General features: G+C 56.3%; 17 protein-coding genes and 1 pseudogene. All 18 read left to right on the top strand.

Features of this window, described 5'->3' with window-relative positions:
- Positions 1 to 527: pseudogene (locus AC27E8_RS08740) on the top strand (DEAD/DEAH box helicase); the annotation flags it as partial.
- Positions 528 to 558: 31 nt separating this feature from the next.
- Positions 559 to 1,095, top strand: a complete 537-nt coding sequence (locus AC27E8_RS08735) for a sigma-70 family RNA polymerase sigma factor (protein ID WP_487097518.1) — start codon at positions 559 to 561, stop codon at positions 1,093 to 1,095.
- A complete protein-coding gene (locus tag AC27E8_RS08730; protein ID WP_487097542.1) occupies positions 1,092 to 1,277 on the top strand; it encodes a hypothetical protein in 186 nt (61 codons plus the stop codon). Before AC27E8_RS08735 ends, AC27E8_RS08730 begins: the two co-directional genes overlap by 4 nt.
- 31 nt (positions 1,278 to 1,308) lie before the next feature.
- Positions 1,309 to 1,836 (top strand): sigma-70 family RNA polymerase sigma factor, encoded by a 528-nt coding sequence (locus AC27E8_RS08725; RefSeq protein WP_487097520.1) that lies wholly within the window; start codon positions 1,309 to 1,311, stop codon positions 1,834 to 1,836.
- Between the two features lie 16 nt (positions 1,837 to 1,852).
- Positions 1,853 to 2,203: a hypothetical protein gene (locus AC27E8_RS08720; protein WP_487097522.1), complete on the top strand. Its 351-nt coding sequence runs from the start codon at positions 1,853 to 1,855 to the stop codon at positions 2,201 to 2,203.
- Positions 2,204 to 2,307: 104 nt separating this feature from the next.
- Positions 2,308 to 2,496 carry a hypothetical protein gene (locus AC27E8_RS08715; RefSeq protein WP_487097524.1) on the top strand — a complete coding sequence of 63 codons (189 nt, stop codon included), beginning with the start codon at positions 2,308 to 2,310 and terminating at the stop codon, positions 2,494 to 2,496.
- Positions 2,487 to 2,843, top strand: a complete 357-nt coding sequence (locus AC27E8_RS08710) for a DUF4406 domain-containing protein (protein WP_487097525.1) — start codon at positions 2,487 to 2,489, stop codon at positions 2,841 to 2,843. Before AC27E8_RS08715 ends, AC27E8_RS08710 begins: the two co-directional genes overlap by 10 nt.
- Before the next feature lie 11 nt (positions 2,844 to 2,854).
- Positions 2,855 to 3,157 (top strand): hypothetical protein, encoded by a 303-nt coding sequence (locus tag AC27E8_RS08705; protein ID WP_487097527.1) that lies wholly within the window; start codon positions 2,855 to 2,857, stop codon positions 3,155 to 3,157.
- On the top strand, positions 3,145 to 4,257 hold the full coding sequence (dnaN, locus tag AC27E8_RS08700; protein WP_487097528.1) for a DNA polymerase III subunit beta: 1,113 nt from the start codon (positions 3,145 to 3,147) through the stop codon (positions 4,255 to 4,257). The genes AC27E8_RS08705 and dnaN overlap by 13 nt, the downstream gene beginning before the upstream one ends.
- Before the next feature lie 39 nt (positions 4,258 to 4,296).
- The gene (locus tag AC27E8_RS08695) at positions 4,297 to 4,551 is read left to right on the top strand and encodes a hypothetical protein (protein WP_487097530.1); all 255 of its coding nucleotides are present in this window, start codon (positions 4,297 to 4,299) and stop codon (positions 4,549 to 4,551) included.
- A complete protein-coding gene (locus AC27E8_RS08690) occupies positions 4,520 to 5,020 on the top strand; it encodes a hypothetical protein (RefSeq protein ID WP_487097532.1) in 501 nt (166 codons plus the stop codon). The genes AC27E8_RS08695 and AC27E8_RS08690 overlap by 32 nt, the downstream gene beginning before the upstream one ends.
- Entirely contained in the window at positions 5,011 to 5,208 is a 198-nt protein-coding gene (locus AC27E8_RS08685) for a hypothetical protein (protein ID WP_487097534.1), read from the top strand. The genes AC27E8_RS08690 and AC27E8_RS08685 overlap by 10 nt, the downstream gene beginning before the upstream one ends.
- A 24-nt stretch (positions 5,209 to 5,232) precedes the next feature.
- The gene (locus AC27E8_RS08680; protein ID WP_487097535.1) at positions 5,233 to 5,487 is read left to right on the top strand and encodes a hypothetical protein; all 255 of its coding nucleotides are present in this window, start codon (positions 5,233 to 5,235) and stop codon (positions 5,485 to 5,487) included.
- 307 nt (positions 5,488 to 5,794) lie between these two features.
- Positions 5,795 to 6,328, top strand: a complete 534-nt coding sequence (locus AC27E8_RS08675) for a hypothetical protein (protein WP_487097536.1) — start codon at positions 5,795 to 5,797, stop codon at positions 6,326 to 6,328.
- Positions 6,325 to 6,597 (top strand): hypothetical protein, encoded by a 273-nt coding sequence (locus tag AC27E8_RS08670; protein WP_487097538.1) that lies wholly within the window; start codon positions 6,325 to 6,327, stop codon positions 6,595 to 6,597. Before AC27E8_RS08675 ends, AC27E8_RS08670 begins: the two co-directional genes overlap by 4 nt.
- Before the next feature lie 156 nt (positions 6,598 to 6,753).
- Positions 6,754 to 7,056, top strand: coding sequence for a hypothetical protein (locus AC27E8_RS08665; protein WP_487097539.1), 303 nt, complete (start codon positions 6,754 to 6,756; stop codon positions 7,054 to 7,056).
- The gene (locus AC27E8_RS08660; protein ID WP_487111444.1) at positions 7,017 to 7,343 is read left to right on the top strand and encodes a DUF4326 domain-containing protein; all 327 of its coding nucleotides are present in this window, start codon (positions 7,017 to 7,019) and stop codon (positions 7,341 to 7,343) included. Before AC27E8_RS08665 ends, AC27E8_RS08660 begins: the two co-directional genes overlap by 40 nt.
- A gap of 10 nt (positions 7,344 to 7,353) precedes the next feature.
- Positions 7,354 to 7,824 (top strand): helix-turn-helix domain-containing protein, encoded by a 471-nt coding sequence (locus AC27E8_RS08655; protein WP_487097540.1) that lies wholly within the window; start codon positions 7,354 to 7,356, stop codon positions 7,822 to 7,824.
- The last annotated feature ends 350 nt before the right edge of the window (positions 7,825 to 8,174 follow it).

The raw sequence follows: 8,174 nt of genomic DNA, 5'->3' as shown, positions 1-8,174 counted from the left end.
TCGAGCAGACGCAGGTCGGCTGGTACGTGGCCTACGGGCGATTCAGTACAGAGGAGCCGGGCGCGAAGCCCGAGATGCACCGCGTGTACTTCGGGCCGGACTCGGAGATGGCCTGGGGCGCGGCGGCGACGTACGCGCAGATCGGTCTCTCGCGGAGCGCCGTGGGGGCCGAGGAAGAGTGGATGGACCTGCCGCCAACGGAGAAGCAGTTGGCGGCGCTGGAGCGCCGAGGCCTGCAAGCGCCGCAGACGCGGTGGGAGGCGGCGGAGCTCCTGACGAAGCCAACGCCGAGGCAAGAAGAGTTGCTCAAGCGGATCTTCAAGGCGAACAACATCCCATACGCGCTGTTGCCCGAGACGATGGATGAAGCGAACGCGCTGCTCAATGCGGTGCTCGGGCAACGGCTGGAGCGACGGGAGTTTCTGGTGCGGTACGCGATGGTGTTGCCGCATAGATGGGAGATCTTCCGGGACGTGGTGCAGAGGCATGAGGAGTCTAAAGCGGCGGCGGAGGCGATCGGTGTATGACGGGACACCCAATCTTAGGGGGGGTGTTCCCATGAACGAGGCGCAAGAGAGGTTGGTTGTCGAGAATCAAGGGCTGGTGTATTACGTCGCACATCGCTTTCGCCGTCGTGCCGAAGCGGTCGGGATTGAATTCGACGATTTGGTCGCAACGGGTATGTTGGGGCTTTGCAGGGCGGCGCGAGTGTATGACCCCAAACGAGCAAAGTTTTCGGTGTTTGCGGTTCGGTGCATTGAGAACGAAATGCGTCTGCTTTTGCGTCAAGTTCGTCATAGACCGCAAATCACGTCGTTTGACGCGCCGTGGGGAGACGACGAATCGAAGAGCGGACATTACGAAAGCGTGTGGCTGCGTTGCGAAGCCGATTTTAGTGAGCTTGAGTGGAGGGATTTTGTTGGTCGGTTGTCGGAACGAGAACAACGCATCCTTGCGCTTGCATTGATGGGGTACGCGCAAAAGGACATCGCAGAGCGCGTGGGGATCTCCCGAACGCACGTGAGCCGAGTTTTAGGACGTATCGAACGGCGTTGGAATCAGCAAACGCAAGAAGCGGGAGGTAGGGGTAAGTGAAAACGATGCAAGCGAATGACACGGTCTGGGTAGTCGCACAGTGGTGGCCGGGTGAAGTGGATGTGCCGCCACTCATCGAGGTGTACAAGGACCCGGAATACGCTGCGGAAGAAGCGAGGATCAAACAAGCCGACGATCCCCACTCAGAAGTTGGGCTCTTCATGACATGGGTCAAAGAGTGAGGCTGTAGAAGGCAGTGATGAGGTAATGGTGATGAGGATGAACGACGCTCAACGCGAACTAACTGCGAAGAACATTGGGTTGGTCTACCACATTGCTCGTCGTTATCGCTACCGCGCCGAACGGGTAGGAATCGAATTCGACGATCTCGTAGCAGCGGGGTTGCTGGCGTTGTGCAGGGCGGCGTTGTTCTATCGCGTTGGAGTCGGAAAGTTCGCTGGATTTGCTGCGCTGGTGATCGCACGTGAGATGCAGAAGCTGATTGTGTGTGCGGTGAGGCGTCCATTGCAACGCTCGATCCTGCTGGATTTCGAAGACGAGGAGGAAGGCGAAAAGCATGTGGAGAGCCGGGATCTTTGGCGCGATGCGGACTGGAGTGAAGTAGAGGTACGCGAATTCATGGCGAGTTTGACGCCGCGAGACCGCGCGATTGTCGGGTGGACGGTCGCGGGGTATTCGCAGGCCGAGATCGGGCGCAGGTTGGGCGTAACCCAGCCTTCGGTGTGCCGGGCGTTGCGAAGGGCTCGAAAAGAGTGGGTTGTCATGCAGACGGTGAGTTGATAGGAGGGAGCATGTGGTGTGGCACTGGATCGTTGAGACGGAACGACTGTTGTACACGGCGTCGCCTCAAGCACGCGCCGGATGTGGTGCGGTAATTGCAGTTTTCATAAGTTCAATGGTTTCTGCTTGGCTATTAGTTCAAGAAAACACCCATTTACCGGAAGTGCTCGGCACACTTTTCATCGTGGCGATTGCGGCATCGTTTGTAGGGATGATTCTCGGTCTGTTGGCGCCCATTGTAGTACCTGTTTTGGTTGCCGTCGTGGCGGGATTTGCTTTTGGGTGGATCGCAGTTCAACTCTCTCGAGTTTCCAAGGTGCGAAAGCAACGTAAGAGCAACAGGGCCGTCAACTTCAGAGTGAGATAGGAACGGGAGGTTCGAACTCTACACGGTTACGAGCCTCGATTCCAATCTGATCGTTTTTCAGTTCGAAACCAACTTAAAAGTTTTCATTTTGGAAGGAGAATGCGATGGAGACTGTCGTTTCGAAGGACTACGTAGACGCTCTCATCAACATCGCCTGCGAAGCGGATGAATTGATTGTCGAACTCGAGGATTACGACCCGCGGGCGGGTCAAGCACTAAGGGCACGGTTTGCACGGTGGTTTGAGGTCATTGACCGATACGCAGAGGAGGGGCGGCAGAACGCGTGGCACTAAAAGATCTGGAGCGGGATGGGCGTTGGTACTTAGCCGGCCCCATGTCCGGCTACCCGGATTTCAATCGTCCGGCGTTTCACGAGGCGGCGGCGAGGCTTAGGGCACAGGGGCTGGCGGTGGTGAATCCGGCGGAGATCCCGGGTGAGGAGGACTGGGAGTGGGACGACTGGATGCGTGCGGCGCTGCACTGTCTCGTTGGATGTCATGTGGTGGTGTTCTTGCCGGGCTGGGAGTTCTCGCGAGGCGCGCAGTTGGAACGGGTGATCGCGGAGGCCTTGGGGATGCCGATGTTCGAATACCGGAACGGCGAGATCACGCCGCTTGTCGTGCAAACCACGCATAGGTGAGGAGGGATTCGATGATTGAATTCGCGGTCTGGGAGCAAGGACGAGTGAGAATCAAGCGCGGCATGTGTTTGGGGATTGTCGACAAAGGCGAGTATCCGCCGGTGTACGAACGTAAGGTGGCGCAAATGGCCTATGATCCTCATCAACCCTGCAAAGAGACGCGGTTGCTGATGGCGGTCTCCAAGCACTGCAAAGTCACGATCGTCAACACGGTGTATCTCGTCCTACCTGAGGCGATCGCGCCGTGGAATCGTGGCAAGCTGCGTGAGTTGCTGATGGGGGCCAAGGAGAGTGAGACACCATGCGCTGTCTGATCGAGCAACAGGTGCTGGAGCCCGCGCTGAGCGCACTGGCGCGGATTGCGCAGACACGCGCGCCCGCGGCGGTGTTGCAGGGTGTGCTCATTGAGGCGGAGCGCGGTCAGGTGACGTTGAGCGCCTACGACTACGATGTGGCGCTACGCATGACCGTCGAGGCGTCGGTGGTGGATCCGGGCGGCGTCGTGCTTCCGGCGAAGCTGTTCGCGGAGCTGGTTCGTCGGCTTCCCAAGGGGACGGTGGATATCGCGACGATTGCGCCGCACCACTTGAGCGCGTCGATTGACGTGGGCACCACTCATGCAGAACTTCATGGCTTCGACCCAGAGGAGTTTCCCGAGTTGCCAGACATGAAGGGCATCGAGCCTGTGGAGATCTCGGCAAAGACGCTGGTGGAAGCCATCCAAAGTGTTGGATACGCCGCGGCGAAGCAAGATGCGTCACGACCGATCTTGGAGGGTGTCTACGTAGGCTACGAGGACGGCAAGCTGATTTGGATGGCCACAGACGGGCTGAGGCTGGCGAAAGTGTCGCAAACGGTCGATCGGGAGATGTCGATTCGCTGCACGATTCCCCGGCGCGCGCTCACCGAGCTCACGAGACTCCTGGATGCGGACGACGACGCGACCCTGCAAGTCTACCAGTCGGTGAATTACGTGCTGTTCGCGTGGAACGGCGTGAAACTCTTTGGGCGGCTGTACCAGGGCGAGTATCCGGACACGTCGCGGGTGATGCCGCGGGAGTTCGCAGCATCGTGCAGGGTGGAGCGGAAACGGTTGGAGGAAGCCGTTGAGCGCGTGACGATCCTGGCGGAGAACGAGCGCCACACGGTATCGCTCTACGTCAAGGAGGGCGTGCTGGAACTGACGTCGAGGTCTGCGGAGCGCGGGCGCGCGCGTGAAGAGGTGCCGTTGGTTGAGTTCGCGGGAGAAGAAATCAAGGTGTCGCTGAATGCGCGGTACGTGCTGGAGATGTTGGAGGCGGTGGAGTCAAGCAAGGTCGTACGGATGCAGGTGGCACAGGGTAGGAACTCGGTGCTCTTTACGGACGAAGACGAAAACTTGCATCTGATCTCCGCGATCCTGACGCGCGACTGATTTGCCCTGCAAACCACGCATGAGCAAGAGGTGGTGATCATGCTTGATCGAGTTGTTGGACGACGATCCCCGGCGTGGGAGGCAAGCGAGGCCTACGGAGTCTACCAAACGGCGCTGTTTGAGGCTGTTGAACGACTTCGCGCGGCTGAGGTGGCTTACGATTACGCCGACGATCCTGCTGAACCTTTGGCGTTTGCGAACCTGCAAAAGGCGCGAGCAGAAGTCTCCACCATTCTACGCGAAGCGAGGGAGGCGTGGCGGGATGGATACCATGTGGGACGTGCCGATGGTTGAGGTGTACAACCGATTGACCATGATTTGCGAGTGCTATGACCGATTTTTGAGGGAACTCCAGTCGAACTGGGCGCAGTGCGAGACGAGCAACAATGCGGCGCTTCGAACCCGTGCGCGAGTGTACCGGGACGTGTTCGATCATCTCTTGGATCTCTATCAGGATCTGATTGAGACACGGATGATGGCCCAGACGTGGTCGGATGGCGTGCAAATGCGCGCGATGTTTGGAAACCATGTGGTGCTGATTCCAGCGGATCGGTACAAGGCGCTGGTGGAGTTGTACGCGGCCGTGAGACGCCGGGCAGACGCGGCGGAGGCCTTGCGACACACATACGACGATTTGGGTCGTGACTTGTTGACCGAACAGATGCGGATGGCGCTCGACGATGAAAAACGGGTGCTCAAGACCCTGGCACAACAGGAGAAGGAACTTGAACGAGAACTGGAGGAAACAACTGCATGCGGATGAGCGTACGGGCAGCGGAAGTCCAGGTGATCGCCGAGGATTCGGGAGTGCGTTTGATGATGCACGACGAGCACGGAGTGCTGGAGCTTACGGTGGACGAATCTACGGCGCGCAAACTGCGCGATGGGCTGGGTTTGGTGTTGAGACGAGAAGACGGTCCTAGAAGCGGCGGGCCGTTGGTAGCAAGTTAAACAATTTGCTTGGGGTGAAGGACGATGTTCGAATTGATGTACATCCAGGCTGCAACAAACGCGTGGATGATGTTTCAAAATGTAGTTTTCTTCGCTTGTGTGAGTGTTTTGGGTGTATCCGCCTGGGTTTCCGTTGCTGGTGGATGGAAACTTGGTGTGGCTAGCCTGATAACCCTGTCGATTCTGGTTTCTTTGGTTTTGCTGTTTTTGTCAATGTCAATCCATCACGACCTAGCAACTCTGCATGCATCGTTACAACAAATCAGTCGCACAAGGTGAATCATGGTGGGGGAGCGCAAATGCCGTCGAGTCGATGGGATAGCAACTTGTTTGGTCCGATCGAGGTTGTGGGCGATCCGTACGTAGGCGAATTTCTATGCGTCCATATCCCCGAGTGGGACGGGCGCAGTATGCGGCAGTTGTTCTGTCGGGTAGAGTCGGTAGATCGTACCGATCAAAGGCTGGAATTGTCGATCCCCCAAGCGCTGTTTGCTTGGGTTGTGGATTTGAAAGACGAAGACTTTGAGTAGCGTGAGAAGTAACGATGCCTAAATACGAGGTTGTGGTCTCGTGGAGCGGTTCGCGCGTGTACACCGTAGAGGCGACCGATGAATCCGAGGCGGAATCCATCGCGCTTGAAATGGCCCAGGACGAACTATGGTCCGACGGTTGGGGCGAGATGGAGGCTGAGGTGGATTTCGGATATGAGGATGACGATTTGGGCGACGACGAGAATGCATCGATCGGAAGAGGTGACGGGCATATGGTAACCACTCAAGATGTCCGCGAGAAGGCGAAGCGATTGTTGGACTTAGTAGAAAAAGTAAGCAGCTATGATTGGACCGTAGAAGGGCGATTCGATTATTCAATTACGGGTCGCAAAGGGACAACGAAACTCGCTATTCCGTTTGATTCCAATGATGCTCGGTTTATCGCTGCAGCACGAAGTGATGTTCCTACGTTGGCGCAATGGGTGTTGGAAGCAATAAAAGTGCTGGAAAAGATAGCTTATCATCGATACGACGACTGGAGACTGATGCAGTCGTGGGCTCGCCAATTCCTCGAAGGATGCGGGGAATCCGTTTCTGAAGAACAGACAATGGAGAGCGGTGAGAAATGACCGCGAAACTCTGGTTCATCACCGACGGCGAAAACTACGGCTACATCGTCGCGGATTCGCCGGTGGAAGCGTTGCAAACGGCAACCGGGACGATTGTCGGCGAGGAATTGGAGTTGCCGTTTTGCCAAGAAATCGTGATTCGCTTGGTGCCGAGCGGGGATCTCGTCACGCTGCTTGACGACACGGAAGTGCCGATCACCAAATGTGCGGAGGATTGGGTGCGGGAACAGGCCGAGGTGCCGTGTGTGATTGGGGTGGGTGAGCAATGACCGTCTTGGACGATCTCTTGCTCCGGATGACGTGCGAGCGAATTGCCGCAGGGATTGAGACACTAAGGGACATGGGTTTTTCTGAGGAAATCGTGTTGGAAGGATTGCGACGGCAAGTGGTTGCCGTGTATGGGCAACATCACGGAGAGATGCGAGATGGCGAAGTATTTTCGAGTCGAGCTTAGCTTTATGGATCACTCTCGGTATTCTTTCGAACATGTCGACGAGAAGCGCGCCCACGGCCTTAAGCAATGGGCAAGAGGATTCGACGACGACGTGATGGAGTTCGAATATCAAGGGAAGACGTATTGGTTTCATCGTCGAGCGCTCGCGGTTCTGGCAGTTGAACGGGAATGGATGCCGTTTGAATGGCTGGAGCGTATAGCCGAGCGTATTATTGATCCTCTGTGGCGCAAGATATGGAAGTTGGTTTCAAGGAGATTAGGTGGTTCGAAATGAAAGACACATCCCGTGTTGTCCACTGTCGCCGCGAGCCGTACGACGTGTACATCGGTCGTGCGGTTCCCCGTCTTGGACTTCCTCAAAGCAAATGGGCAAACCCGTTTCGGATTGGCAAAGATGGCACCCGCGAGGAGTGCATCGCAAAGTACCGCGAGTATCTTCTAAGCCGCCCAGACCTGCTGGAAGATCTCGATCAGTTGCGTGGCAAAACTCTCGGTTGCTGGTGTAAACCGTCACCGTGCCATGGCGATGTGTTAGTTGAGCTTTTGGAAGAGCAAAGATGAGGTGAAGTGCGTGAGTATCAAGTTGTGGTTTGAAGAAACAAATATTATCCAATCACGTCGTGACTGGACAGCGCAGTTTGCCGATGATGACGACGCCAATGTGTTGGGCAGACAAATCAGGTTTCTACGAACAGCCCGCGGTTGGACACAAGAAGAGCTTGGGAAACGGCTTGGCCTGAGCAAAGTCACAATTTCCAGTTATGAACATGGTGTTCGAGTTCCCGATGTCGAAGTCCTAAACAAGTTGGCTGACCTATTCGGAGTGACCGTCGATTTCCTGCTGGGGCGAAGCACAGGCGACAAAGACAGAGAGTTCATTGATGCGGTACAGCGTGGAGAGTACGCAGTGTCAGCCGTTGAACGCGAAATCATACGGATTTTACGCAATTTACCCAAAGAGAAGATGCAAACGGTGCTGGAGTTTGGGCGGTTTTTGCTCGTACAGGGCGATGAGGGTGATGTTCATGAACAAGCTATGTGATTGGGACGACATCATCCCTGCGGAGTACCCGATGGACTGCATTGCCTCCATTTGCCTTGATGGATCAGTAAAGGATTGACGGCAGACGAGTTCAGAACACATCAGCGTGTCTTCCACTCCCCTCTTCAGCAGAGAGGAGTCGCTGCCGTGTACTCTCATTGTCTGGAATAATGTAGAACGGGAGGTTGAACTATGAATTTGGCTGACTTGGACGAGAAGTACATGCGGGTAGAACCAGCCCGGGGCGGCGGATACGAGCCGTTGCCAGATGGCAAGTACCTTTGCCGCTTGGAGCGAGCGGAAGTCCGCAAGAACAAGGGCAACGACGGGAAGCACTTGTTCTTGGTGCT

The sequence above is a fragment of the Alicyclobacillus sp. CIJ1 genome (assembly GCF_057538885.1).
Note: the sequence above shows the minus strand (reverse complement) of the source record. Positions and strands in the feature narration are given on the sequence as shown.